This window comes from Clostridium sp. YIM B02569 (assembly GCF_022320765.1).
In the GTDB taxonomy this organism is placed as follows: Bacteria; Bacillota; Clostridia; order Clostridiales; family Clostridiaceae; genus Clostridium; species Clostridium beijerinckii.
On sequence record NZ_JAKJJX010000006.1, the window covers coordinates 108,374 to 133,074 of the forward strand.

29 protein-coding genes are annotated in these 24,701 nt (G+C 29.2%); 22 read left to right on the forward strand and 7 right to left on the reverse strand.

The window, feature by feature from the left end; genetic code table 11:
• Window positions 1-31 precede the first annotated feature (31 nt).
• The 5 genes from L3B96_RS07460 to L3B96_RS07480 all read left to right on the forward strand — a co-directional run bounded on the left by L3B96_RS07460 (window position 32) and on the right by L3B96_RS07480 (window position 3,476).
• The gene (locus L3B96_RS07460) at window positions 32-418 is read left to right on the forward strand and encodes a carboxymuconolactone decarboxylase family protein (RefSeq protein WP_017213060.1); all 387 of its coding nucleotides are present in this window, start codon (window positions 32-34) and stop codon (window positions 416-418) included.
• Window position 419: 1 nt separating this feature from the next.
• Window positions 420-887 (forward strand): VOC family protein, encoded by a 468-nt coding sequence (locus L3B96_RS07465; RefSeq protein WP_238859881.1) that lies wholly within the window; start codon window positions 420-422, stop codon window positions 885-887.
• Window positions 888-1,202: 315 nt separating this feature from the next.
• On the forward strand, window positions 1,203-1,724 hold the full coding sequence (locus tag L3B96_RS07470; RefSeq protein ID WP_238859883.1) for a ClbS/DfsB family four-helix bundle protein: 522 nt from the start codon (window positions 1,203-1,205) through the stop codon (window positions 1,722-1,724).
• A gap of 200 nt (window positions 1,725-1,924) precedes the next feature.
• The gene (locus L3B96_RS07475) at window positions 1,925-3,004 is read left to right on the forward strand and encodes a helix-turn-helix transcriptional regulator (RefSeq protein ID WP_238859885.1); all 1,080 of its coding nucleotides are present in this window, start codon (window positions 1,925-1,927) and stop codon (window positions 3,002-3,004) included.
• A gap of 151 nt (window positions 3,005-3,155) precedes the next feature.
• Complete coding sequence (locus tag L3B96_RS07480; RefSeq protein ID WP_238859887.1) at window positions 3,156-3,476, forward strand: hypothetical protein; 321 nt, start codon at window positions 3,156-3,158, stop codon at window positions 3,474-3,476.
• Between the two features lie 67 nt (window positions 3,477-3,543).
• On the opposite strand, the gene L3B96_RS07485 is transcribed toward L3B96_RS07480, so the two are convergent.
• From L3B96_RS07485 to L3B96_RS07500, 4 genes are all read right to left on the reverse strand, one after another.
• A complete protein-coding gene (locus tag L3B96_RS07485) occupies window positions 3,544-3,864 on the reverse strand; it encodes a hypothetical protein (protein ID WP_238859889.1) in 321 nt (106 codons plus the stop codon).
• A gap of 401 nt (window positions 3,865-4,265) precedes the next feature.
• Window positions 4,266-4,496, reverse strand: a complete 231-nt coding sequence (locus L3B96_RS07490; RefSeq protein WP_236886692.1) for a hypothetical protein — start codon at window positions 4,494-4,496, stop codon at window positions 4,266-4,268.
• 515 nt (window positions 4,497-5,011) lie between these two features.
• Window positions 5,012-5,233 (reverse strand): BhlA/UviB family holin-like peptide, encoded by a 222-nt coding sequence (locus tag L3B96_RS07495; protein WP_238859891.1) that lies wholly within the window; start codon window positions 5,231-5,233, stop codon window positions 5,012-5,014.
• 4 nt (window positions 5,234-5,237) lie between these two features.
• Window positions 5,238-5,771 (reverse strand): RNA polymerase subunit sigma-24, encoded by a 534-nt coding sequence (locus L3B96_RS07500; RefSeq protein ID WP_238859893.1) that lies wholly within the window; start codon window positions 5,769-5,771, stop codon window positions 5,238-5,240.
• A gap of 583 nt (window positions 5,772-6,354) precedes the next feature.
• Between L3B96_RS07500 and L3B96_RS07505 the strand changes: the two genes are divergently transcribed.
• From L3B96_RS07505 to L3B96_RS07565, 13 genes are all read left to right on the forward strand, one after another.
• The gene (locus L3B96_RS07505) at window positions 6,355-7,002 is read left to right on the forward strand and encodes a hypothetical protein (protein ID WP_077308431.1); all 648 of its coding nucleotides are present in this window, start codon (window positions 6,355-6,357) and stop codon (window positions 7,000-7,002) included.
• A gap of 170 nt (window positions 7,003-7,172) precedes the next feature.
• Complete coding sequence (locus L3B96_RS07510) at window positions 7,173-7,835, forward strand: HAD family hydrolase (RefSeq protein WP_238859895.1); 663 nt, start codon at window positions 7,173-7,175, stop codon at window positions 7,833-7,835.
• Window positions 7,836-7,962: 127 nt separating this feature from the next.
• Window positions 7,963-8,445 (forward strand): MarR family transcriptional regulator, encoded by a 483-nt coding sequence (locus tag L3B96_RS07515; protein ID WP_039773770.1) that lies wholly within the window; start codon window positions 7,963-7,965, stop codon window positions 8,443-8,445.
• Window positions 8,446-9,155: 710 nt separating this feature from the next.
• Window positions 9,156-10,814, forward strand: a complete 1,659-nt coding sequence (locus L3B96_RS07520) for a metallophosphoesterase family protein (RefSeq protein WP_238859897.1) — start codon at window positions 9,156-9,158, stop codon at window positions 10,812-10,814.
• A 120-nt stretch (window positions 10,815-10,934) separates the two neighbouring features.
• On the forward strand, window positions 10,935-12,146 hold the full coding sequence (locus L3B96_RS07525) for a YibE/F family protein (protein WP_343073069.1): 1,212 nt from the start codon (window positions 10,935-10,937) through the stop codon (window positions 12,144-12,146).
• A gap of 500 nt (window positions 12,147-12,646) precedes the next feature.
• Window positions 12,647-13,228, forward strand: a complete 582-nt coding sequence (locus L3B96_RS07530; RefSeq protein ID WP_238860107.1) for a flavodoxin family protein — start codon at window positions 12,647-12,649, stop codon at window positions 13,226-13,228.
• Between the two features lie 189 nt (window positions 13,229-13,417).
• Window positions 13,418-14,653 carry an MFS transporter gene (locus L3B96_RS07535; protein ID WP_238859909.1) on the forward strand — a complete coding sequence of 412 codons (1,236 nt, stop codon included), beginning with the start codon at window positions 13,418-13,420 and terminating at the stop codon, window positions 14,651-14,653.
• A 747-nt stretch (window positions 14,654-15,400) separates the two neighbouring features.
• Window positions 15,401-15,607 carry a helix-turn-helix transcriptional regulator gene (locus L3B96_RS07540; RefSeq protein ID WP_238859911.1) on the forward strand — a complete coding sequence of 69 codons (207 nt, stop codon included), beginning with the start codon at window positions 15,401-15,403 and terminating at the stop codon, window positions 15,605-15,607.
• 94 nt (window positions 15,608-15,701) lie between these two features.
• Window positions 15,702-15,890 carry a DUF1540 domain-containing protein gene (locus tag L3B96_RS07545; protein ID WP_077831704.1) on the forward strand — a complete coding sequence of 63 codons (189 nt, stop codon included), beginning with the start codon at window positions 15,702-15,704 and terminating at the stop codon, window positions 15,888-15,890.
• A gap of 46 nt (window positions 15,891-15,936) precedes the next feature.
• Window positions 15,937-16,725, forward strand: a complete 789-nt coding sequence (locus tag L3B96_RS07550; RefSeq protein ID WP_238859913.1) for a hypothetical protein — start codon at window positions 15,937-15,939, stop codon at window positions 16,723-16,725.
• On the forward strand, window positions 16,694-17,398 hold the full coding sequence (locus tag L3B96_RS07555; RefSeq protein ID WP_238860109.1) for an ATP-binding protein: 705 nt from the start codon (window positions 16,694-16,696) through the stop codon (window positions 17,396-17,398). The genes L3B96_RS07550 and L3B96_RS07555 overlap by 32 nt, the downstream gene beginning before the upstream one ends.
• Before the next feature lie 4 nt (window positions 17,399-17,402).
• Complete coding sequence (locus tag L3B96_RS07560) at window positions 17,403-18,050, forward strand: hypothetical protein (RefSeq protein ID WP_238859915.1); 648 nt, start codon at window positions 17,403-17,405, stop codon at window positions 18,048-18,050.
• 985 nt (window positions 18,051-19,035) lie between these two features.
• Window positions 19,036-19,449, forward strand: coding sequence for a hypothetical protein (locus L3B96_RS07565; RefSeq protein WP_238859917.1), 414 nt, complete (start codon window positions 19,036-19,038; stop codon window positions 19,447-19,449).
• Window positions 19,450-20,199: 750 nt separating this feature from the next.
• Here the strand turns inward: L3B96_RS07565 and L3B96_RS07570 are convergent.
• Window positions 20,200-21,135 (reverse strand): zf-HC2 domain-containing protein, encoded by a 936-nt coding sequence (locus L3B96_RS07570; protein ID WP_238859919.1) that lies wholly within the window; start codon window positions 21,133-21,135, stop codon window positions 20,200-20,202.
• A complete protein-coding gene (locus tag L3B96_RS07575) occupies window positions 21,132-21,632 on the reverse strand; it encodes a sigma-70 family RNA polymerase sigma factor (RefSeq protein WP_238859921.1) in 501 nt (166 codons plus the stop codon). Before L3B96_RS07575 ends, L3B96_RS07570 begins: the two co-directional genes overlap by 4 nt.
• A 441-nt stretch (window positions 21,633-22,073) precedes the next feature.
• Here L3B96_RS07575 and L3B96_RS07580 point away from each other — a divergent pair, with 441 nt between their 5' ends.
• The 4 genes from L3B96_RS07580 to L3B96_RS07595 all read left to right on the forward strand — a co-directional run bounded on the left by L3B96_RS07580 (window position 22,074) and on the right by L3B96_RS07595 (window position 24,272).
• Window positions 22,074-22,859 carry a GH25 family lysozyme gene (locus L3B96_RS07580; RefSeq protein ID WP_238859923.1) on the forward strand — a complete coding sequence of 262 codons (786 nt, stop codon included), beginning with the start codon at window positions 22,074-22,076 and terminating at the stop codon, window positions 22,857-22,859.
• A gap of 209 nt (window positions 22,860-23,068) precedes the next feature.
• Complete coding sequence (locus tag L3B96_RS07585; RefSeq protein ID WP_238859925.1) at window positions 23,069-23,212, forward strand: hypothetical protein; 144 nt, start codon at window positions 23,069-23,071, stop codon at window positions 23,210-23,212.
• A gap of 1 nt (window position 23,213) precedes the next feature.
• Window positions 23,214-23,687 (forward strand): hypothetical protein, encoded by a 474-nt coding sequence (locus tag L3B96_RS07590; RefSeq protein ID WP_023975171.1) that lies wholly within the window; start codon window positions 23,214-23,216, stop codon window positions 23,685-23,687.
• Window positions 23,688-23,738: 51 nt separating this feature from the next.
• Window positions 23,739-24,272: a YcxB family protein gene (locus tag L3B96_RS07595; protein ID WP_017210184.1), complete on the forward strand. Its 534-nt coding sequence runs from the start codon at window positions 23,739-23,741 to the stop codon at window positions 24,270-24,272.
• Window positions 24,273-24,333: 61 nt separating this feature from the next.
• Here the strand turns inward: L3B96_RS07595 and L3B96_RS07600 are convergent, their stop codons facing one another.
• Window positions 24,334-24,699: a hypothetical protein gene (locus tag L3B96_RS07600; protein ID WP_238859927.1), complete on the reverse strand. Its 366-nt coding sequence runs from the start codon at window positions 24,697-24,699 to the stop codon at window positions 24,334-24,336.
• Window positions 24,700-24,701 lie beyond the last annotated feature (2 nt).

A 24,701-nucleotide genomic window follows, 5' to 3' on the forward strand; every position in this document is an offset into this window, starting at 1 on the left:
AAGAAAATAAGAAATGAGGGGGAGTTTAGTTATGAAGGATTTTGAAAGTATACTTAAATATTATAAGGAAGAATTGAAATGGAATCCGCCATTTGCTGATGCACTTTCTAAATATTCACCAGATGGGTTAAGTGGATATTTGGCAATGCGTGAATCAATTGAAAATGGACATCTTCCTAAAAAAACAAGAGAATTGATTTTTACTATATTGGATAGTTTAGATGATGAAGTAAGTGGAGCAAAGGCGCATGCTGTTGCAGCTGTAGAAGCAGGTTTAACTATGGAAGAATTAGTAGAGGCATATGTAATTGTAACTATTGTTAAGGGAATAAATGTACTTTGTAAAACAGGAACTCAGGCAATTAAAGCAGCGGAGGAAAGGTTAGAAGAGATAAAGCTAGCTAAAGGAGAGGAATAAAATGAAGTTTTCAAATCCAATGATAGTTGTTTCTAATATGGAGAAATCAAAGAAATTTTATTATGAAGTACTTGGGTTAGAGGTTGTTGTTGACTTTGGAGCAAATGTAACTTTGACTGGTGGTATTGCATTACAAACAAAAGATACTTGGTTATCATTTATATGCAAACAGAATGATAAAATTGCTTTTGGTGGAAATGTAGGGGAATTATATTTTGAGGAAGATGATTTTGACAGCTTTATCCAAAAGATTAATACCATCTCAGATATTAATTATGTACATCATATGATAGAACATTCTTGGGGGCAGCGTGTTATTAGATTTTATGATCCTGACAAGCATATTATCGAAGTTGGAGAAAATATGGTCATGGTCGTAAAAAGATTCTTAAATAGTGGTCTATCCCTAGAAGAAACGGCTATTAGGATGGATGTGCCAGTTGAGTATATAGAGTCGTGCCTAAAATAGGTATAAAAAATAGCAATACTATGATCTTAGAGCGCTACAGGAAAAGGGTTAGAAATTATAATGTAGAACAACACAAGGAAATCTGATTTAAGACCATATATTTCTTATAATTTTAGAAATTACCCACAGATTTCACCAAAATATAAATGAAAAAGCCATTGAAGGAGCTAAACTAATTATATACATGGAATTAGTAGTTGTTTATATTAACCTATATTTTACTAAAGCTAATTAATACTCTAGTAAAGTTAATTAATATGACATGATGCTGTCAAGTTTTATGCTGTATTATTATACAAAATAGGAGGTGTAGTTATGGAGCAATATGCGGATAAAGAAACTTTCATAAATGAAATAAAAAAGACATCAACACTTTTTATAAAGGAATTTGATGATGTAGCAGAAAGTGATAAGAATCTTATTATAGAAGGAGTAGATAGAGCCCCTGGACAAATCATTGCATACCAACTTGGGTGGATGGAGCTGCTTAAAAGCTGGGAAAGTGATGAATTAGCTGGAAAGGAAGTAATAACACCAGATAAAGATTTTAAATGGAATCAACTAGGAAAGTTATATGAAAGATTTTATACTAAGTATAATGGCTATTCTTTATCAGAGTTAAAGGAAATGTACATTTCAGATGTAGAGGATATTATTTTATGGATAAAAGATTTTAATGAGGATGAGTTATTTAATCAAGGAGGCAGAAAGTGGGCAGAGTCAACACCATCTAATTGGCCAGTTTGGAAATGGATTCATATAAATACTGTTGCACCTTTTAAATCTTTTCGCAGCAAAATTCGAAAGTGGAAAAAACTTCGTGCAGCACAGGTATAATCCATTAAGTAAGTACTGCATAGTAATTAATAATAGAATTTATCATTGAAATCTGTATATTTTTAAATAAGTTTAAGTCGAATGATATTCAAGTTTTCTTAATTTAAATGTGAATTAGCCTCTATTGTTTGTTATAAAAGGTAAACTTATAATAAATTTATCAAAAGGTATTTTGAAGCCTAAATATCGGAGGTATAGAATTGAACGAATTAAATATAGGGGAAACAATTTTAAAGTTAAGAAAAGAGAGAAAATTGACTCAAGAGGAATTAGCTCTTATGATTGGAATTTCAGCAGGAGCAGTAAGTAAGTGGGAAAATGGAAATTCAATGCCTGACATTTCAATATTAGCTCCTCTAGCCAGAGCTTTAAACATATCTATTGATACATTATTATCATTTCATAAAGAACTTTCAGAAGAAGAAGTTAATAATATAAAATCAAAGCTCACAAAACTATTTCTTCATGAGGGGTATGCAGTTGGTGAGAAAGAATGTAAAAAATATCTGAGCGAATATCCAAACAGTATTCATTTAAAAGTCGAAGTTGCAGGGTTACTTAACACATACCTTATGATGTCTGAGGATGATTCAGAAGAGCTTATAAAAGCAAAAAGACAAGAAGCTTTAGATCTGCTTAATGAGGTAGCTGAAAGTAAAGATCCTAAATATATGCAAACAGCTCTGTTTTTTATTGCTCATATAAATATGATTTTGGAAAATTATGAAGAAAGTGAAAGAGCACTTAATGAACTTCCCAAAAGCTTAGATCCAGTAACTTTATACCCAATTATTCTTGAAAAACAGGGAAAGAAAAAAGAAATTCAAAAATTTTGCAGCAACAAATTATTGAATTATCTAAATAATAGTATCCTTATGCTAATTATAATGGCGAAGACATCAAAGAAAGAAAAAGATTATGAAAAGGCAATACTTTATTTAGATGCATGTCATAAGATTCAGGATATGTTTCATATTGGATTAGGTTCAGCTGCATATAAATATGTTGAATTATATATTGAAATTGGAGATAAAGAAGCTGCTGCCAAATGGTTTAAAACCTATATTGAAGAAGTAATTTATATGGGATATGACTACAGCAGCAATCCTTATTTTAATAAAGTTGAATTAGAAATAAAACCTGAAGAACAAAAAATAATTAGAAAGAAAATGCTTAAATCAATTATTGATAATGAAGAATTTAAAGTCTTAAGTGGAATTTCGGAGTACGAAATGGCTATTAGAGAAATAGAAAAAGCCATTCTTAGCAGCTTTCAATAGGATTATATTTGATTTTTGTAAGAATTCACATAAGTTCGATTTTCATAGCTTTTCGGAATCAAAATATTTATGATTTCGGTGAGGTATACGCATAAGTATATATTATAGTTGGGTTATCTGTAATAGGGCATTTTGATTAGGGGGATTTGAGATGAATTGGCTTGGTATATTACCAATTTTAATTGGAGTAATCTATTTAATATATTCTATTTGGTGTAAAGATAAAATTACTTACTACAATAAAAGATTTGCAAGAAAAACAGCAATGACAATTATAAAACCAAGAGAATTTTTCAGGATGCAATTAAAGTTTGCAATATTAAATTCAGTGTATCTTATTATAGCTGGAATAGTAATAATAATTTTTAATGTTTCTAATATTTTTGTTATATTATCAATTGGAGGATTTCATTTTGTAAATCTTATATTAGTGATACAAAGTAAAATGAAGGGGTATACTTACTATGAATAATTGGTAAGTATATTAATAAGAGATTATAATGATTAAAATATAAGAAGGGCACTATTTCTAGTGCCTTTTAGTAAAAGGTAACACTTGAATTACCAACGACTATGATTAAGGAACCATAATCAAATGGCTTTAAAGTGTGTTCAGTGGATTCGGTTTCTAACTTTACCATTTCCTTCATTGAATAATCAGAATCAAGTATAAAGATAATAGCCTTGCCGCTAGGAGAATCAATCTTAACTGTCATAGGAGTACTTATTAATAAATTTGAATCTCTTGCATTATAAATTCCTTGAGAAAGAGTTTTACCAGATTGACTATAAGCGCTGGTTGTTAATGATGTAACTAATACTAATAAGAAAGCAAATAATGCTGTACGAAATCTCTTCATTAAAAATCATCCACCTTTCTTAATTAAACTGTATAATTAATTGATTTATTTTATTATGTGAAAAGTTAATATATATATTCAGAATAGATCTTTATTTAATAAAACAAAAATAAGCCCTTGAAAATAAGGGCTTATTCTGGTGGTTCACTTTTAATGAAATTAAATTACTACTATCTTACGAGAGTAGTATATGCTGTTTATGAAAAAATATTCAAAACTATAATATTGTAAATAATTGTTAGCTTAAATAAATAATAAAAAAGAGATAGCAGGGTAATCTAAAATGCTATCTCTTTACCATAGTTGAAAGTTAATACTTCATTGATAATTATTTGCAAAAGTTAAGTGAAATATTCAAAAGTATTAAAATTTTTTCATAGAGTGGATTTAATAAGTTTTATTTATTCCCCATTAAAGTTAATATTAAAATTTAATGAATTAATATAATCCTCGATTTTACTTTTTGAATCAAGACTTATTTTATATGAAACAGTAAAAACTTTTTCTAAAAAGGTATAATATATCTTTACAATGAAAACCTCATTCTTTTCTTCTATAAAGTCAAGGCTCCTTATATCTATATATTCAATGAATTTATTTCCAATAAAAATTCCATCTTCAAGAAAATACATTTTAGATACAACTTTGTCATATAAAAATAGACACAAAATAATAATAAATATAAGAATACAATTGCTTAGCAGTAAGTATAAAGAAAAGCTTTCTGTAATATTTCTTATTATAAGAAATACAATAAAGATATACATAAAATATGAGTGTTTATTAGAGCATAAATGTGAATCAATTACTAAATTAGCTTTTTTATCTCCAACTAACCTATGGTAGGATTGGATATAATTTATCATAAAAATTAATGAAATGCAGAAAAAAACAAGGAATAGAAGAATATCTAAATATTTAAATATTAAAATCATAAATCACCTCAATCTAAGTCTATTTAAATTATATTATACATAAATATATGACAAAAATAAACATAATAGCATTATGCTTACACGAAAATAAAAGTATATAATCAATAAAGTTTAAAGATTATATACTTTTATTTTATATTATTAAACACTTTTTAATGCACATCTCAAAGAAATAACTGGATTATATATTAAGGAAATCTGAAAAATAAAGCTTAATTAATCTTAATTTTGATTTCATTTAAAGCTGAATTCATAGAATCTAAAAGATTTAATTTATCAGTAAGCTCCTTAATTATTTCCCGATAGTTCTTTTCTCTTTCTTCCTGCTTCAAGTCTCTGGTTTCCTGTGCTTTTAATATGTATACTATAAGCACACAGCTGAGTAATGTCCAGATTCCTTGAGTCATAGAAACTTTTATAAGGTCATCATACATAATATCAACCCTCCATATATAACTTAGTTTTTAGTAGATTTAAAGAAACTCTTTTAGCTGTATTTACAGATTGTCTAGATATTTTAAGAATTTTACCAATTTCAATATCTGAAAGCTGCAGATAGAATTTATAATAAACAATTTGTTTTTGTCTAGGTTTTAATGATGAAATTAAATCATTGAAGAATACATCTGAATAATCATTAGAATTATTTTCATTAAATGATTCTAATGATTCATCATCACAATTAAAGGTGAGGAGACTATTATCACGATTGACTTTATATGATAATCTAATTGCTTGATTTCTAAGACATCTTTTTATATACATTGAAGCATCAGCGCCAGAAACAAATTTATCAAAATTTATCTTTGTAATTAATTCATAAAGAAATATGATAAGGTCTGTTTCAGCTTCGGGATATTTTAGTTTATAGATTAGGTATTTTATCTTTGAATTAAAATAAGATAAGATTTCCATAAAATTATTTTTATTTTTCTGAAAAATTGTAAGTTTTTCTAATAAGTCTATATCCATATTCTAACCTCCAAGCGATTTATTTAGGCTTGCTTATTTGCTATTAAATAAAGCTAATGTCATGACATATATTAATTTTAACGGTTATATTGATAAAATGAAACTGGCGATATCATAGAAACTGAATTATATTATGAGATAGTATATATGAGATTTATGTTTTCATCTGTTATCTTAAATTTGCTAAAAAGATTATCTGTAATAATGATAAAATAGTTGAAATTCAAAAAATAATATCAGATATTGAACTAGATGAATTTTCATTAATCTTTCTAGTTTACTATAATAAGTTTATAGTCAGTTAAATAACTGCTATAGACTTAACTGATTATGCGGCTAAAAAGAAAATACCTTATCATAAAGTTATTAGAAAGAAAAATGTTGACCTAAAGATAGAATTGTGGAGAGATAAAAATAACCTGCAAAGATTCTGAAGGTTATTTCTATAATGTACACTTTATAATATTATTACAAAAGCGCATTTACAATTTAGAGTAAATATAAAAATTGTAAGCCATGTATGTTTATGTTAAAATATGTTCGTATTAAAATACAACAAGTTAATCCAATAAGGAGAATAAAATTGAAAAAGATAAAAATTATTTTATCAGTAGCAGCTATATTAGTAACATTAAGTGGTTGTGGAAATCAAAAACCACAAAATAATGCTAACCAAACCAATAATGATACAACTACTGAGGCTACTACAGATACTAGTGATAATACTACTAGTAACAGTGATTCAAAAAATACAGATAATAATACTGAAACAAATAATACTGCTAGCTCATCTACTGATAGCAAAGATACAAATATTGCAGTGGAGAAAAACAATAATAGCACGAATAATAATTCTAGTTCACAAAACAATGATAAAGAAACTAGTAATGATGAAAAATCATTTTATGGTAATTGGGAAATCAAAAAAGTAGCAGGATATGCAAAGGTATCTGTTGGTGAAAAAACATCACTAATAGGTTTAAAGATTAGTTTGTCAAATAACTTAGCGACCTTTGGTAATGAATCTTATAATAATCCACAATATAAGATGATAAACAAAACTCAAAATAATATGGCGAGTGAGTATAAGACCAATCTTTCAAAAATAGGTGTTAGTACTGATTCTATTATGCAATTAAATGTATCAGATAAAATAACTTTATTCATCAAGGACAATAATACTTTACTTTATTTTGATGAAGGTGTATTTTATGAGGTTAAAAGAGAATAGTAAAATATAAAGATAAAAGAGGTAATACGCAAAAATGTAAATTACCTCTTTTATCTTTGTTTATATATGTTTTTTCAATGTATAATTCTATTTCTAATTGCTTTTTGTTATAATTAACTAACAATAAGTTGTAAATAAAAATTTATATGTTTTTTAAGGAGATACTATTTATGAAGAAATATGATACAGTTATATTTGATTTGGATGGAACGCTTCTTGACACTCTTGAAGATCTTGCTGATAGCGTGAATTTTGCATTAGGAAAATATAATTTTCCATCTAGAAAAAAGGAAGAAGTTAGAAGTTTTGTAGGAAACGGAGTTGGGCGTTTAATGGAGCTTTCTGTACCTGACGGCTTAAATAATCCTTATTATAAGGAATGTCTTGCAGATTTTCGGAGTCATTATTCAAAAAATATGCAAAATAAAACTAAAGCATATGAAGGAATCATGGGGCTTTTAGATGTTTTATCAAAGGAAAACTATAAGCTTGCAATTGTTTCTAATAAATTTGATGCAGCAGTAAAAGAGCTTAATAAGATTTATTTTGAACAATATATAAAAGTTGCAATTGGAGAAAGTTCAAATATTGCTAAAAAACCAGCCCCTGATACAGTAATTAAAGCTTTAAAGGAGTTAGATTCTACTGATGATAAAGCTATATATGTTGGCGATTCAGAAGTAGATGTAAAAACAGCTAGAAATGCTGGAGTTAAATGTGTAGGCGTAACCTGGGGATTTAGAGATAGAGATCTTCTAAAGGAAAAAGGTGCTGATTACATTATAGACAAGCCATGTGAGTTGCTAGAGATAATTGGTGATTCTGAGAACTAAGAATCTAATTTTAAGAGTAACTTTTTACGTATAGTTCAATTTCTAAAATATTATTTTGATATTGTTGAAATGGAAACAAAAGAGTAATATAATATTGTTAATGCGTCAAAAAGTGGGAGGATAGGCCATGAACAAACAAGAACAGGTCTTAATGGATTTTAGGAAAGTATTTAATAAGATGGCTTGGCTTAATAAACTTAAGATGGAAGATAGTCTTAAGGGATATAACCCATCAGAAGTACATTACATTGAATGTATTGGAAGAAACGTAGAGTCCAACGTGACAAAACTTGCAGAGTCTCTTTATATGACTAGGGGAGCTATAAGTAAAATGACAAAGAAGCTTATACAAAGAGGCATTATAGAAAGCTATCAGAAGCCAGATAATAAGAAAGAGATCTATTTTAGGCTTACTGAACAAGGCCAAAAAGTTTATGAGATCCATGAAAAGCTGCATAAAGAGTTTCAAGATCGAGATAAAGTCGTATTTGAGCAAGTGACTGATGAACAATTTGACGCTATGCTTGGCTTCATAGAAAAATATAGCAGACATTTGGACGCAGAAATAAATAAACTTGGAATAGATACTAAGTCGGATAAATCTGAATAATTAAAATAAAACTATAAGCAGCCTAATTCCATTTGGAATGGGCTGTATTTTTATTTCTTTCAATATAGATAAACAGACTTATGGGATACTACACCGAAATGAATAATATACTTTTGTTCCAGTTTCTAGGCAATTCTGATGGGTGATTCTAAGGCTATAAAGTTGTACCCAAAGTGCTAGCCTCGAAGAACAAGCTCCGAACTAGCACATTTGGAACAACTTATAGCCAAAGAATCACATCCATCAAAATTGCCAACGAAACATTCCACAAAAGTACATTACTCATTTCTGGTTGGAAGATATTTTATAGTCTAAGTATAGTTTATAATTGTGTTATCTACATATAGGGTTCCATATTGATAACAATACATATTCACTGTTTAAATTTCCTGAATAACAGCCATATCGAAATTTCATAAGTTTGAATATCATTGTGGAGCCCTATAGATTAACAGAATTGAATTTAAATTTATATGTGAAATGATTATCTGTCATTGTTAAAATTTTGTGTGTCTTATACTAGAAATTTCATAATTCCTTTGCAATAAAATTGTATGTAACGTAGTCTTACCAACGCAATGCCAGTAAAAATATGTAATTTTAGGTAAAATATAATATTTAAAGTGAAATTAACTATAAGTTAACTGGTATTTAAAATAAAAGGAGTAACTTTATATAAGAACAAAATATTTAGAAGGTGGTAAGATTATATGAAAATTAGTAAGAAAGTTAAATTCATGCTTCCAATTGCTGTAGCCACAGTCATGGCTACGTCTGCCAGTATACCTTTTATAAGGAACGTTAATGCTGAAATTACTGGTACATCAGGTATTGAAAATTTCTCATTACCTAAGGTTACAGGACCTTATAATATTAATGCAAATGTTGGTTCTGATCCCAAAGAGCTTGATTTTGCTTGGTTCACACAATCTTCTGGAAAGACACAAATAAAAATTTCACGTACATCTAATATGAAGGGTACAGAATTTCCAACTTCTGCAGATATTCAGGATGCGGAACAAACTGTTGTAAAAGCTACACAATCTATTAATCAGAATGAGACAGCCCTTACAGATATTAATGGAAAGGCTACTCCTGCTAATAATGGGGATGATGTTTATAATGGGAAGAAAACAGAAGGTGCTCCAACTGGTGAATATTCAAATAAAGTGAAAATAAAAGGATTAGATCCAGATACACAATACTCTTATTCTGTAAGTGATGGACAAGGTAATTGGAGTCCAGTTTATACAATTACCACACTACCTACCGATAAAGTAACGTTTGCTGCTTTTGGTGATCCACAAATTGGTGCATTTGATAATTCTAAAGGTACTGCTAAATCTAATGCTACAGGTGGTCACAAGAACTTAAATGATGATAAAACAGGCTGGAATAATATGCTGAAACTAGTGACTCAAAATAAGGACTTAAACTTCCTTTTTTCAATGGGAGATCAAATTAACGATTATAATTACTTAGTTCAACCTTCAAATTCATCTGATGGACAATGGTATCAATATAGGGACTTCTTTAATCCTGATTCTACAGTGAATTACATGCAAAACATGCCTTTGGCTGCTTTCTGTGGTAATCATGATCACCAAATGGGTGAATATTATGGCTATCACTATAATCAGCCAAATATAAGCAAGTTAGGTGCTACACAATATGGAAATGATGGTGACTACTGGTTTACTGCTGGTCCAGTATTATTTTTGGTATTGAATGCAAATAACTATGGTACTGCTGATCATGACCAATTTATAGCAGAGGCTATTAAAGCTAATCCAAATGTAAAGTGGAAGGTTGCTACATGGCACCAATCTGCATACAGCGAAGCTAATCACAATACTAAAAATGAACTTGATGACCCAGTTTTAACAATACGTAATACTTGGACAAAAATGATGGATAAATACAATATAGATGTTGTATTACAAGGGCATGATCACTACTATACTCGTACTGCACAAATGTTAAATGGAAGTGCTGTTGATCCTAATACTGGTGCTCCTGAAACTTTGAAAAATAGTAGCAACGCTTCTGTACCAGGCACTACAAATCCAAATGCTACTTATGCAAAAAAAGAATATCCAGACAGTGTAACTAATCCTAAGGGAACAGTTTACTTTACTCTTGATTCAGGTACAGGAAGTAAATATTATGACTTCAACAAGGGTAATAATGATACAATTGGCGGAAGTGCTGATCATTCATTTAGTGTTGTTGGATGGCAGGGGTATGTTCCATCGTACTCATATGTAAGTTTCACTGATGATACATTTACAATCAAGACTTATGCAGCAAATGATTATACAATTGGTAATCAATCATTAATTGATAGCTACACTATTACAAAGAAATAATAAATAAGCATAACTTAGTAAAAGACAAAAGTTCAGTTAATATTGACTGGACTGTTTGTCATATAAAATTAAACTGCTTTTTATAAGGCAGTATAGAAGTAGGAGAATAGCATGAATATTATGAATATAAAATTAGGTTGGATTTCATCTATTAAAATAGGGGGCAAAATTATTGGATCTATTGCCATTTTGTCTGCTTACATTATACTGGCTATACTTTTTAGCTCACATACACCTATTTATAATCCATTTAGTTCGGGAGCAGGTGGAGAAGTACATTATGAAAAGGGTAAAGTTCTCTCAATTGATGAACAGGTAATAAATTCATCAGGTTTTTCTGGGCTTTACATTGGAAGACAAATTGTAGATGTACTTATAGAAAGTGGGCAATATAAAGGACAGACTTTTAAGGTTAATAATGCCCTTAATTATGATACTAATTTTATTCTTCATAATGGACAGGATATTGTGGTGTCTGTTAATACATCTACTGATGATAAATCATACGTAAATGTTTATATGTTTGCACCATATCGTGTTGTTCCTTTGCTTGTACTTATAGGCCTTTTTATTGGAGCAATCTGCTTAGTAGGTGGATGGCGTGGTTTTCATTCTGTGCTAGGGATAATATTTACATTGACCACGGTATTATTTATTTTTGTTCCATTACTTTTCATGGGTGTGTCTGATGTCTTGGCAACTATGTTGCTTGTCATTGTAACTTCTTGCGTAACCCTCTTTCTAGTGGGTGGATTTGATAGAAAAACTTTGTCCGCTGTATTAGGAACAGTTGCAGGTGTTGTTGTGTCAGTTGTAATTATGCTTATTTTTAGTAGGATTCTAGGTATATCTGGTTATACATCTTCAGATACAGATGCATTGCTTAACATTGCTGGACAAAGTAAGCTGCAGGTGAAAGATCTTTTATTTACAGGTATTATTATTGCTTCACTTGGAGCTGTAATGGATATTGCTATTTCTATTGCTACCTCAATCAATGAATTAAAGAAGCAAAATCAGGATGCGTCCTTTAGTGAATTATTCAGTTCAGGTATGAATATTGGACGAGATATGATGGGGACTATGAGTAATACTCTTATTCTAGCATTCCTAGGTGAATCCATTTTCTCTTTTATTTTAATGTACTCTTACCAAGTACAGTTTAGGCAATTGATTAACTCAAACGGTGTTGCAATTGATATTCTTAATGCTGTTTGCGGGAGCTTAGCAGTTATACTTACAGTTCCAATTGTATCGGCTATTGCAGCAAAACTGCTTCAAGGAAAGCAAAGTTCCGTTAAAGAACAAGAAACTAGTTCTAATGTACTTTAGATACCGGAACTTATGCATATAACTCGCCGAAATCATAAATATTTTGATTCCGAAAAGCTATGAAAATATCGCTGAAGGTTCTAAGCAGCAGGTTGTATCCACTTTAGCATGCTCCAACTTTCAGTTTGACAAGCTAAAATGGAACAACCTACAGCTAAGAACCTTTAACAGCTCATTTTCAAATGTTTTCTACACAAATATATTTATGATTTCTAGTGCAGATATGAACTCAAAGTTTTAGCGACTTTGTAAATATGTTCATCTAATAAGTTTAATTCTTAAATTGTTTATCTATAATAAAACAACAGGCAGCCTAAAACTATTTGTAATAGGCTGCATTTTTATTGATGATATTTTGTTGACAGGTAAACAAAATAATGTTAAGATGATTTTGTTGAGAGGTAAACAAAAAAATATCTGCTACTAAAGGAGAATTTAAAATGAAATCAGAAAGTACAAAACAAACTATAGATATAAAAGGTATGCAAGGAGGAAAAAGTATGAATGTAATCGGAATTATAGCTAGTTCAAGGAAAGAAGGGAATACTGCCTGGATAGTAAATAAAATACTCGAAGGTGCGAAAGAACAAGGTGCTGAAACTCAATACTTTGATTTCAATAGTCTTGATATCAAACCATGTCAAGGATGTTGGGCCTGCCATAAAGGTGATCAGGGGTGTGTTATCAAAGATGATATGCAAAAACTTAATGATGCAATTGACCGTGCAAATGTGATTGTTTTTGGTTCGCCGATTTATATGATGCAGATGAGTGCTCAAGGAAAGATCATCATTGACAGGATGTTTGCACGATTTTCTCCACGATACTCTCCATATTTCAAGGAAGAAAATGCAGCTGAAAAAAGACTAGTTCTTACATTTAATCAGGGAAATCCAGATCCTGAGCTATTCAAGTCGTATATTGATTATACTAAGCACATGTTTGAGCTGCTTGAATTTGATGTTAAAGAGGTACCGGTTGTTACTGGTTTGAGAAATGGACCAGCAAATGAAAGAGAAGATCTTAACATTATGTTAAAAGATGTAGGAAAAACAATTGTTTCGGAAGGGATCTCGAAGTAATAAGGATACTAGGTATCTTTGCTCATTCCTCCATTTTGGAGGGATGGTCAAAAATACCCAATTTGTTACACGGTAATAATAGTTCTTAATGAAACAAAATAACAACTATTAGCAGTAGGATTCACTCAGTTTATATCAACATCACTCATAAATCTTTACAAAATAACAGATATTGATAGGAGGGTTTAAATGTCCAAATTTAAATCAAATAATGAACAAAACTCAGAACAAATTATAGATAAACATGCTTTAATATTCGGTCTTATATCTGTATTTCTTTGTGGAATAGGCTTTACGATCATAGCACCAGTCGTTCCATTCTTAGTTCAGCCTTATACAAGTAATGCAGGAGAACAAGCTATAGTTGTTACACTCCTTACATCTGTTTATGCAGTTTGCGTGTTTTTGGCAGCTCCAGGTCTTGGTGCTTTGAGCGACAGATATGGACGTCGTCCAGTACTCTTAGTATGTCTATTGGGTTCAGCAATCGGGTACGTAGTCTTTGGTATAGGAGGCGCCTTATGGATACTATTTGCCGGGCGTATAATAGATGGTATAACAGGTGGGACTATAAGTACTATTTTTGCATATTTTGCAGACATAATTCCTAGTAATCAGAGAACTAAATACTTTGGATGGGTGAGCGCTATTGTAGGTGTAGGTACTGTAATTGGTCCAACTTTAGGTGGATTACTTGCTAAGTTTGGTTATTCTGTACCAATGTATTTTGGAGCAATAATAACTTTACTAAATGTTATTTATGGAATCTTTTTTATGCCTGAGAGTCTTCACAATGAAGATAGATTAGAGAAGATCACTTTTGTGAGACTAAATCCATTTACACAGCTTGCAAGCATACTTTCTATGAAAAGTATAAAAATGTTACTTATATCAGGGTTCTTACTTTGGATACCAAACGGATCTTTGCAAGCAGTATTTTCACAATTTACAATAGATACTTTTAGCTGGAAGCCTACAGTAATCGGACTCATGTTTTCAATTATGGGCTTTCAAGATATCATTTCACAGAGCCTTATAATGCCAAAGCTTTTGCTAAAACTTAATGATAAACAAATAGCGATTCTCGGCATGGGGTCGGAGATTATAGGATATGCTTTTATTGCTCTATCCGCTTTGTTATCATTTTATCCTCTCTTTATCATTGGAATGTTTATATTCGGTTTTGGTGATTCAATATTTGGGCCTTCATTCAATGGGATGCTTTCTAAATCTGTGGATTCAAGTGAACAAGGAAGGATTCAAGGAGGCAGTCAATCTATTCAGGCTTTAGCAAGAATGATTGGACCTATCATTGGTGGACAAATTTATGTATCACTTGGTCATTCAGCACCTGCTTTTATGGGGATACTCCTTATAGCATTGGCAATACCAGTTTTATATAAGAGGACCCATGTAAATATATAAAACATATACGTTGCAAAAATAACTCTTCATCATAATTCTAAAAATATTACAAGAATTTTATCTGTGATTGTGAATTGTGAAATGTAGATTGTAAATTGTAACATATATACATACTTTATTTTCAGGCGAGTATCAATTTTCATTTTGGATTGTAAGGAATATAAAAATAATAAAAAGTCCATGTCGCCTAAGATTTTGGTATAAGGCGAGGAGATGAAGTGTCCTCATATTATATAGAATCTGACAGCTTACATTAAATATGTAGGCTGTTTTTTTATTATTTAGGAATTTATATTCCAATAAAATTTGTGGACGAGGTACTTCCTTGAGGGTATAACTTAAAAAAGGTTGATTGACTAGTTTTTGTATTTTAAAAAGAATAAAAAAGAAATCTTATTCGCCTGCGATTTTGTTCTTTGCTTAAAAGTATAAAACTTCTGAATTTTGAAAGACAATGATATAAATGGTTAAGTGGAAGAGGTTTGTAAAAATCAATATGATTAAAGAATTAATGAGGGCTAGAGAATATCTAGCCCTTATTAATTTTACATATTTATCATATATACTGATAAATTAATTAGGAAGATTAAGGGAAAAAGAGAAAATATAAGCATGACTGATATAATTGATAAAAATATCATTATTGACGATAGAAACGGGTTTTGGTTTTATCGGAAAAACTGATAAAATATAAGTATAGTAAGACAGACAAGCAGCTAAGAACGTCGATTGAATGGGGGAGAATATATGAAATTAACACCAATAAGATTAAGGAGATTAAACTCTGGTCTTGATAGTGAGGAGGTTATAGAAGCATTAAAAATAAGTAAAAGTACATTTTATAAGTTAGAGCAAGGATGGACAAGACCATCGCCTGCACTGATAAAAAGACTTGCAGATATTTATAAATGCTCAACAGATGACATATTTAAAGATTTAAAGATAACAGGATAGACAATAAAAGATTCATCAAAATTTATGGGTGGATTAGAAGAGGTAAAAAACAAAAGTTATCGAGATAGATATTTTATGTCAGGGGGAATTCAAATTGTTAATTAAGTGTAACTGGAGAACCTGTAAAAATTATAAAGATGGAGTATGCAAAGCAGATTCTATTGAATTAAAGAGCTTTGATTACGAAGAAGATAACGAAGAGTTAGAAGGTTTAAAATGTGCCACATATGAATATGATTCCTTTTGGATGTGCGATAAGGGAAGAGAAGTAGATGCAAGATGATATATAAAGAATACGAAAGCTATAAGATGGTATAGGAGTTGATAAGATGAGCGAGGGCTGGTTTAAGATTCACAGAGTTTTATTTGAAAAGGCTATTTGGTTAAATTCAACTTTAGAGCAGAAGGTTATATTGATTACGATTCTAAGTATGGCAAATCATGAAAAAAGAGAGTGGGAATGGAAAGGAACAAAGTTTAAAGCAGAAGCAGGTCAATTTGTAACTTCCCTGGAGGGAATAGTTAAGAAAAGTGGTGATGGAATATCACTTCAAAATGTAAGAACTGCCCTTAAGAAATTTGAAAGATATGATTTTTTAACACAAGAGGTAACAAAGACTGGAAGACTTATAAAGATAGTAAACTGGGAACTTTACCAAGGAAAGCAAGAGAAAAATAGCAGTCATTCTAGCAGTGAATTAACAAGCATATCACAAACAGCTGACAAAGAGCTAACAACTAACAAGAATAATAAAAACTATAATAATCATAAGAATAATGTATTTATAGAAGAATTTACTAAAAATAAGCTGCTAATTGAAAGTATATTAGAATTTATAAAAATGAGAGAAAGAATCAAAAAAACAATAACGGATAAAGAATTAAAAATGTTATTGAATAAACTAAAAGATTTATCTCAAGACGAAGAAATACAAATTAAAATTTTAGAAAACAGCATAGAGCATTGTTGGCAGGGATTATATCCATTGAAGGAGGAAAAGTATATTTATGGAGGCTCTTCAAAGAATATTAAATCAGGTGAGAGAAAATTCAATATTAAAATCCCAGAACGGAAACCAAAAGCAGGTGAAGGCTGCACAAGAGACAGGCCATTTTAAATGTGAAAAATGCAAAGATACAGGTTATATTATAAAAGCTCAGTTTCATGCACAACCACTGATGACACCATGTTCGTGCTTAGAGATTGAAAATGTCAAAAGGCTATGGAAAAATAGTGGGATAAACCCAGAAAATTTAGAAAAGACCTTTAGCAATTTTGAAGAATGGTCAAGAACTTCTAAAAAAATGAAATTTATTGCAACAGATTATTATATGAGTTTTGACGAGATAAGATCAAATAGGAAAAATTCAATTCTACTTTGTGGTAATCCAGGAAGTGGAAAGACTCATATTGCCTTAGCTCTTGCAAATAACTTTTTGAAAAATAATATAAAAGTTGTTTACATGCCTTATAGAGATGTAATTACAAGCCTTAAACAAAATATACTAGACAAAGAATATTATAAAAAGACCTTAAGCAAATATCAAACCTGCGAAATTCTATTAATTGATGATTTATATAAAGGAAAAGTTAATGAAACAGACATAAATATAATGTTTGAACTGATAAATTATAGGTATTTTAATCACTTGCCAGTTATTGTTTCAAGTGAGTTCACAGTTGAAAGACTGCTAAATTTTGATGAAGCAATAGGAAGTAGAATATATGAAATGACCAAGGATTTTATAGTTGAAATTCAAGGCACGGAAAATAATTATAGACTGAGGTGAGAATATGTCCAATATACATTGGTGCATATGCTTAAAAAGCAGCAATATGCCAGGGAAAATAATTTTTAAAAAACATGCTGAATTTGGAGATAAGGCAAATAAACTCTTAGAGAAGAAAAGTGCTGAGTTGATGGGGGGAGAGGTTTTGAAAGGTGAATATAGCTATGCAGATGGAAACAAAGATTTAGAGTGCGAAAATGATTTTGCTCTAATAAAAGAAATTAATTCATTAGGTTATGAAAATAATGAAACAAGTGAAAATATCAAGAATAAAGTTTCAATTAATAAAGTTGAGGGGAGAAATAATATGGATTCAAAAGGAATTATACAAAGATTAAATACATGCATTATAGCATTAAACAGGAGCAATACACAATTAAAAACTTTGGGGCTTAAAAAGGCTCAGGCAGAGAAAGAATATAAAGTAAAACAAGCTGAGGAAATATTAAAACTTAGGGAAGATAAATACCCAGCTACCTTAATAATGGAATTAGTCAAAGGAAATAAAGAGGTTGCAGAATTAAGACTTCAAAGAGATGTAGCGGAAAATGCTTATTTTACATGCTTAGATGGAATAGATAATTTAAGAATAGAAATAGAATTGATAAAGAATAAATTAAAATGGCTTAGAGCTGAACTTAATAGTCTATAAAAGGGAGTTGATTGGTGATTTTATTTCTTAATGTTTAGCTTAGATGCAAGCTTCATGCCAGTAGAAGATGATAAATAGTTTTATTTATAGATAATCCAACTAACACCTGAATTTATGCATGTAACTCGCCGAAATGAATAACATACTTTTGTTCCAGTTTCTAGGTAATTATGATGGGGGATTCTAAGGCTATAAAGTTGCACCCAAAGTGCTAGCCTCAAAGAACAAGCTTTGAACTAGCACATTTGGAACAACTTATAGCCAAAGAATCACATCCATCAAAATTACCAATGAAACATTCCACAAAAGTATATTAATCATTTCTAGTTGGGATATATTTCATAGCATAAATCTAACTTATAATTGTGTTATCTATAAATCATAGTGTGAATATAAAACTTGATTAAATTGAGATCTATTTTGTGGAGAGGTATAAGGAAACTTTGAAAGATTAGTAAGTAATAAGGCTAATGAGTAAGGAGGAGTGATATATGAATATCACTCTGCAAACAAGGAATTGGGAATGATTACAATTAAATCATAACATATAAATGCATCATTGTAATGGTTTTTAATAACCAAAATTGTGGCATCATTCCCCATTTCTTTTGATCTAAATTCATCTAGCTATACTAGTTGAAATAATATAATGTTCAAAATCAAATTTACATAAATCTCAACCGAAATTGAATACATATTTGTTCTATAAGGCTATGAAAATTTCACTGAAATGTTCTAAATGGAAGGTTACACTTATTACTGCATGTTCCTACTTTCAATGTGACAAGCAGTAAATGGAACAACTTCTCATTAAGAATCTAAGCAGCTTATTTTAAAATGCCTACTTCATAGTATGAACTTTGAGGTTACAAACATGTACCAAATTTTTCTGTTTATGATATATCAAATTTTAAATATGGAGACCTATTATATACAAAATGAATTTTACTTATTTTTAGAAATTTAGAAACTAGGGGTGGTTAATATGAACAGTACAATAGATAAAGTAAGAAGATATAGAGAGATTTTAGCGGACATACAAGATATAGATATAAGAGTTCAGGAGATTGAGGAAGAAATCATAGGAATAAGTGGAATAGAGATGGGAGAAAGAACAGGTAAAACTTATAAGATTACCTCAAGTGTGGAACAGCAAGCAGAAAAGTTAATGGAAAGAAAAGAAGCTTTATATAGGGAGCAAGCAAATAAGAAAAGAGAATTAAAAAGGATAGAAAATGCACTTACTATATTGACTGAAGAAGAAAGCGACATTATAAAAATTGTTCATATAGAACATAGAAAGTATTATGTTGTTCAGGAGAAATTAAAGCTGTCTTATCAAAGGATCAAGCAGCTAGAAAAGCAGGCAGCAACTAAGATGGAAAAGTATATATCATAATGATTTTTTGAAAGTTATTTCCTCGGAAATACTTGTTGTAAAATTGAAAACTTCAAAGGAAACGTGGCCGGATTTGAGACTATAACATATTTTAAATATTTTTTATTTTCTTTGAAAATATATAATTATCTATAAATACTGATAAGATTAAGCTTACACTTATTAACATATCAATTGTGCTAGTAATAATATCGTTGAAAAAAAGTTTGATTATAATTAAAAATAAACACCATAGGAAAATAAAGAAATCACTTTTTCCTAACAGTTTTAATTTTTTATAATAATTTTCACTAGATGATTGAAAATTAAAGCCACGCATTTTAATAATTTTTTTATTAAATCCTTCAAAAATATTAAAATATAGGCTAATCGATGATAGCAATAAAAAAACTGCAAGTACACACATGAAAATGATAAACATAAAAAAGCTCCTTTCATAATATCTATTTTGAAATATATTTATACTAAAAAAGAATTGTAGTTTAAGTGATTATATTTTTTTAGTTATATAATTTTAAAATATATTATGTTGCAAAAATAATTATTCGTGATAATTCTAAAAATATTGCAAGAATTCTAGCCGTAATTGTGAAATGTGCATTGTGAATCGCAACATATATAATAATATTATAATCAACAGTCATATTCATGTATATAAAATACCCAAAATAGAGTCTACAGCATTTTATTGTAGACTCTTTGATTTTTCGAAGATCTTATTTCCTAAACTAACTATTAATGATAAGCTTATTACTTCTTTTCAATTATTGCAGTATATTTTAGTTCTTTTTTCTCATCATTAAATTCAAAATTTAATTTTAAGTTAGGGGGAGAAGCATAGCCAGACAAATATATTTCATATTTATTAGCTTCAATTTCACTCATTGTTGAACTTTTTTTAATTATTTGTTTATAGTATTTATAAGATTCTTCTGGCAATGACCAAGAAGCTGAAATTCTACTTGTTGTTTCAAATAAACCGTTATATTTTCTGTAGAAATAGTCGATATTTTCAGCATCATTTGGCACTTTTTCAGGGAAAAAATTCTTATAAATGGCTTCATATTTACGCATATCATTACCAACATGTAAGTAATTCTTAGGTGAATTTGTATATGACTCTAATGGTGGAGTTACAAAAACTAACATAAATCCACTAACCAAACTTATCATGATAGAAATTAACAACACTAAAACATTTAAAATAATTTTCCATCCATATGATTTAATATAATTCATCTTACTTAAAATAATTTTTCCTAAGATACTGCAAAATAAAGGAAGCATAAACATAATAAATAAGACACTATATGTTTTAATTCCTAAACTTCCAAAATAGAAACTGGGATATTCTAAATCATAACCTATTTTAATAGAAAGATATCCAGCAATTATTCCTAATATATTAAGACCAATAATCACAGCATATATAACTTTAAATATTTTTTTTATGGTCTCAAATCGTATATTCTTTTTAGCATTCAGTAATAAATCTTTCTCTTGGAGATTAACATAAGTGTCACTATCATCATAACTTTTGACCTCAATATTTTCTGTAGCATCTTTAAAAAGTTTGCTACACTGTGCACAATCATGTAAATGCTCTTCTACAAGAAGTTTGCTTTCGGGACTGCATGTATTATCGATGTATGCAGGTAACAAGTCCATAATTACTTCACATTTCATATTTTCATCTCCTTCAGGCTTTTTTGTAACATTAGTTTTGCACGATGAAATGTAACTCTAGCCCAAGTTTCATTTTTTTCATATTTTTTACCTATCTCTTTATAACTTAATTCTAAATATGTTCTACTAAAGAATACGGTTTTGTAAGGGTCACACATTTGCATAACTATTTTTAAAATATAACTTAATTCATCTTTTTTAACAAAATCATCTTCTAAAAGATTTTTAGTATTAAATTCCATTTCTTGTATGTTTTCAATATCAACTATTTTAGATGTCTTTTTTAAATAATCAAAATATAAGTTTTTTCCTATTTGACACAGCCAAACAATCAATTTACTTTTTCCTTTAAAACTTTCAATTTTATTAAATGCCTTTACAAAAGTCTCTTGCGTTAAATCTTCTGCTAAATCATAGTCTTTAGTCAATTTTAGCAAGAACTTAAATACATTCTTAACATATAATTCATATATTATTTCAAAATCAGTTTTTTCCATCTTCCTCCCCTTTTACAATATAAATCTTAAAATGATTATTCAAAGATTTAGGTGGATTTTTAGTATTTGTATATATGACTATTAAAAAAAGATTTTGTTACAAAAAGTTAAAAATTATTGTTACTTTAAATATATCATTAGAATTATATCAGTAAAACAATTCATAGATAAACAGCATTAAATAAATAAATTATTCACTTGGAGCAAAATAAAATTAATAGAAAAATTTTAGAAATCCTAAATAATATCTATAAAAAATTAATATTGAAATCATCTATAATAGTAGATGAACTAAAAACACTTACGGAAATAATATGGTCCCTTCATACTGTCAAGTTTATTATTTTAGCTGACTATTATAAAGGGAGCATATCAAAAAGTAGGTGTTTTTATTATATAAAAATAAATAATAAAGGAAGTGTAGTAGAAAGGATGGTATATATGAAAGGTATAGACGTAAGTAATCATAATGGAAGCATAAATTTTGGACAGGTTAAAGATTCAGGAATAGAAGCTGTTTACATTAAAGCTACAGAAGGTACAACATTTAAAGATCGCTGTTTAGAGGTTAATTATTCCAATGCACATTGCGAAGGATTAAAAACAGGATTTTATCATTTTTTAGTTGGAACTAGTGAGCCAGAAACTCAGGCTAATAGTTTTTATAATGCTATAAAGGATAAAGCAAATGATCTAATTCCAATGCTAGACGTAGAAAGTAATTTTGATGGGCTAATGGACTATATATTAAGATTTATTGTTAAATTTAAAGAGATATCAAATATGCAAATTGGTATTTATACTTATACTAGTTTTACAGATAACTTGGATGATAGAATTGCTGGTTATCCACTATGGGAGGCGAATTATAATAATAATCCATGGAAATTAAATTCTAATTTCTTTGCTAATAGAGTGGGCCACCAATATTCTGAAACAGGATGTGTAAATGGTATAGATACTGATTGCGATATGAATGAGTTTAATGATGGAATAATTAATAAAACTAATGGATATGTAAGAACTAATTATCTTCCAATTGGATATAGAGGGGATGGAAGTTTTGCTGGAGTTGACATGGAATATGTGCAAGAATATTTTGAAGATATTCGTATCTATGCTAATTCAAATGAAAAGGGAATTTGGGTTGAAACTCAAAATTTGCCTATGAGCAAATGTTTGGAATTAAAAGATACGTTAGGAAGTTGGTTTTGTGATATAAAATAGTTTAAAGGGCATGAGAGTAATCTTGTGCCCTCTATTTTTTTGTACTTTTCTGATATGTCCTTAGTAAAAGGATCGTAGAGAGCTATGATATGAGCAGTTTATGTGGTGGTTTGAAATATATGTTATAATAATTATTATATGGAATAGAAATTTGGTTCAGATAGTAATTAATATTACTAATTATAGACTTTTATACTGGAGGGAAGTAGTTGAATGAGAGTAAAATATGGAAAGTGATTTTTTATTCAATGGGTATTATAAGTGTAATTGTTTTGGGGTTATGCATATATGCTATGTCTACATTTTCTGAATTATTAGATATAAAAATGAAATTAATAGGGGTGGGAGTATAATATGAAAAGAGTTTTGCTTTTAATATTTACTACCATAATTATGTTTCAATTTTTGATTGCATGCTCGACAAATAAAAATGTAGCATTTAAAGAATTTTATTCTAATGTAATTGGGTTTAGTAAAACTGATGAAGAACAAGCTATTCAGCAAGATACGATTCTAATGTTGACTAATGAAGAGTTTCAAAGATTTAAAGATAAATATTTTACACCAAGAGAAATTCCAATGAAATCACCTGATAAAGAAATGGCAATTTTATACTTACAAATACCTTCCGTAAATAGTTCAGTACAAGGATATAGAGTTGAAAGTATAAATGTAGGCAATGATACTTTAACAGTAAACTTAAAACAATCATCAGTTGCGCAAGTTGATGGAATAGAAGGTTTTGATGGTACATGGAAATGGGTTATATTAGTTCAAGTAGATAAAACTAATTTAAAAGATAATATGAAGATTGTTTTAAATAAATAAATTTAATCTAATACTTTTAAGATTAGAATAAGCCACAAAATAGGAGGTATTATGGAGATAGAGTTTAAAATTTCAAAGGATGAATTAATAGCTTTTAATATGAAGTATATTGTTAACACAAAAACTTACAAACAGCAAATTCGTGCATATGCTGTACTTGCTTTTTTTATACTGCTTGGATTGATGATTTTACTTAGAAGTACTTTATACACTGTAACTATTATTATTATGTACATTATATTCTTCTTTTTTAGAAAAAAAATATTTAACAGATCATTAAGAAGAAGATTTCTAAGAATATATGGAACAAATAAATTAACAGATACATTTGAGACAACGCATTTAAAATTTATAGAAAAAGGAATAAAAACTAATACTAGATTTTCAGAGAAAATTCATAATTGGAACTCCATAAAAGGTTTGTATTTATTAGAACAATATATTTTTATACCTACAATGAATGGTGAAAGTTTAGTAATACCTATATTGTCGTTCTATTCAATGGACGATAAGAATTTATTTTTAGATACTATTATTAAGAATACAAATTTAGAGTTAAAATATAGTTATCCTGATTCGGTTTAGTTTTAAATTCTATAAAACCTCCTCAATTTTGAGGAGGTTTTTGATATTTTATAAAGTAAAGTTATGCAATTACAATGACTGCCGAAATTGCTTCAATTGCTTCTGAAAAAGCAGATATAATTGCAGCACCTAAAGCTGTTTCAGGAAGTGCAAGTAATATAGCAGCAACAACTGCAATGCATATTATGACACCTATAGCGGGATTTTCTTTAACAAAATCAACTACGCTGCTTGCAGCAAGTTTAAGATCTTCAAGCAATTTATCTTTATCTACTCTAAATTCAATTGATAAAGTTTCTGAAAGAGAAAATGTATCATGTTCAGGCACGTTAAATGAATTTTCAAGCTCAATCTTTAAACTAGTACCATTAGTTGATGTTTTAATTGATAGTTCCATATCTTTTGCTTTTGCAAGAATTGCTGACAATT

What these genes read in the sequence shown, in the direction of transcription:
- L3B96_RS07460 (WP_017213060.1), top strand. Translation starts at nt 32, where the DNA reads ATGAAGGATTTTGAAAGTATACTTAAATATTATAAGGAAGAATTGAAA.
- L3B96_RS07465 (WP_238859881.1), top strand. Translation starts at nt 420, where the DNA reads ATGAAGTTTTCAAATCCAATGATAGTTGTTTCTAATATGGAGAAATCA.
- L3B96_RS07470 (WP_238859883.1), top strand. Translation starts at nt 1,203, where the DNA reads ATGGAGCAATATGCGGATAAAGAAACTTTCATAAATGAAATAAAAAAG.
- L3B96_RS07480 (WP_238859887.1), top strand. Translation starts at nt 3,156, where the DNA reads ATGAATTGGCTTGGTATATTACCAATTTTAATTGGAGTAATCTATTTA.
- L3B96_RS07485 (WP_238859889.1), bottom strand. Translation starts at nt 3,864, where the DNA reads ATGAAGAGATTTCGTACAGCATTATTTGCTTTCTTATTAGTATTAGTT.
- L3B96_RS07490 (WP_236886692.1), bottom strand. Translation starts at nt 4,496, where the DNA reads ATGTATTTTCTTGAAGATGGAATTTTTATTGGAAATAAATTCATTGAA.
- L3B96_RS07495 (WP_238859891.1), bottom strand. Translation starts at nt 5,233, where the DNA reads ATGTATGATGACCTTATAAAAGTTTCTATGACTCAAGGAATCTGGACA.
- L3B96_RS07500 (WP_238859893.1), bottom strand. Translation starts at nt 5,771, where the DNA reads ATGGATATAGACTTATTAGAAAAACTTACAATTTTTCAGAAAAATAAA.
- L3B96_RS07510 (WP_238859895.1), top strand. Translation starts at nt 7,173, where the DNA reads ATGAAGAAATATGATACAGTTATATTTGATTTGGATGGAACGCTTCTT.
- L3B96_RS07515 (WP_039773770.1), top strand. Translation starts at nt 7,963, where the DNA reads ATGAACAAACAAGAACAGGTCTTAATGGATTTTAGGAAAGTATTTAAT.
- L3B96_RS07520 (WP_238859897.1), top strand. Translation starts at nt 9,156, where the DNA reads ATGAAAATTAGTAAGAAAGTTAAATTCATGCTTCCAATTGCTGTAGCC.
- L3B96_RS07525 (WP_343073069.1), top strand. Translation starts at nt 10,935, where the DNA reads ATGAATATAAAATTAGGTTGGATTTCATCTATTAAAATAGGGGGCAAA.
- L3B96_RS07530 (WP_238860107.1), top strand. Translation starts at nt 12,647, where the DNA reads ATGAATGTAATCGGAATTATAGCTAGTTCAAGGAAAGAAGGGAATACT.
- L3B96_RS07535 (WP_238859909.1), top strand. Translation starts at nt 13,418, where the DNA reads ATGTCCAAATTTAAATCAAATAATGAACAAAACTCAGAACAAATTATA.
- L3B96_RS07540 (WP_238859911.1), top strand. Translation starts at nt 15,401, where the DNA reads ATGAAATTAACACCAATAAGATTAAGGAGATTAAACTCTGGTCTTGAT.
- L3B96_RS07550 (WP_238859913.1), top strand. Translation starts at nt 15,937, where the DNA reads ATGAGCGAGGGCTGGTTTAAGATTCACAGAGTTTTATTTGAAAAGGCT.
- L3B96_RS07560 (WP_238859915.1), top strand. Translation starts at nt 17,403, where the DNA reads ATGTCCAATATACATTGGTGCATATGCTTAAAAAGCAGCAATATGCCA.
- L3B96_RS07565 (WP_238859917.1), top strand. Translation starts at nt 19,036, where the DNA reads ATGAACAGTACAATAGATAAAGTAAGAAGATATAGAGAGATTTTAGCG.
- L3B96_RS07570 (WP_238859919.1), bottom strand. Translation starts at nt 21,135, where the DNA reads ATGAAATGTGAAGTAATTATGGACTTGTTACCTGCATACATCGATAAT.
- L3B96_RS07575 (WP_238859921.1), bottom strand. Translation starts at nt 21,632, where the DNA reads ATGGAAAAAACTGATTTTGAAATAATATATGAATTATATGTTAAGAAT.
- L3B96_RS07580 (WP_238859923.1), top strand. Translation starts at nt 22,074, where the DNA reads ATGAAAGGTATAGACGTAAGTAATCATAATGGAAGCATAAATTTTGGA.
- L3B96_RS07590 (WP_023975171.1), top strand. Translation starts at nt 23,214, where the DNA reads ATGAAAAGAGTTTTGCTTTTAATATTTACTACCATAATTATGTTTCAA.
- L3B96_RS07595 (WP_017210184.1), top strand. Translation starts at nt 23,739, where the DNA reads ATGGAGATAGAGTTTAAAATTTCAAAGGATGAATTAATAGCTTTTAAT.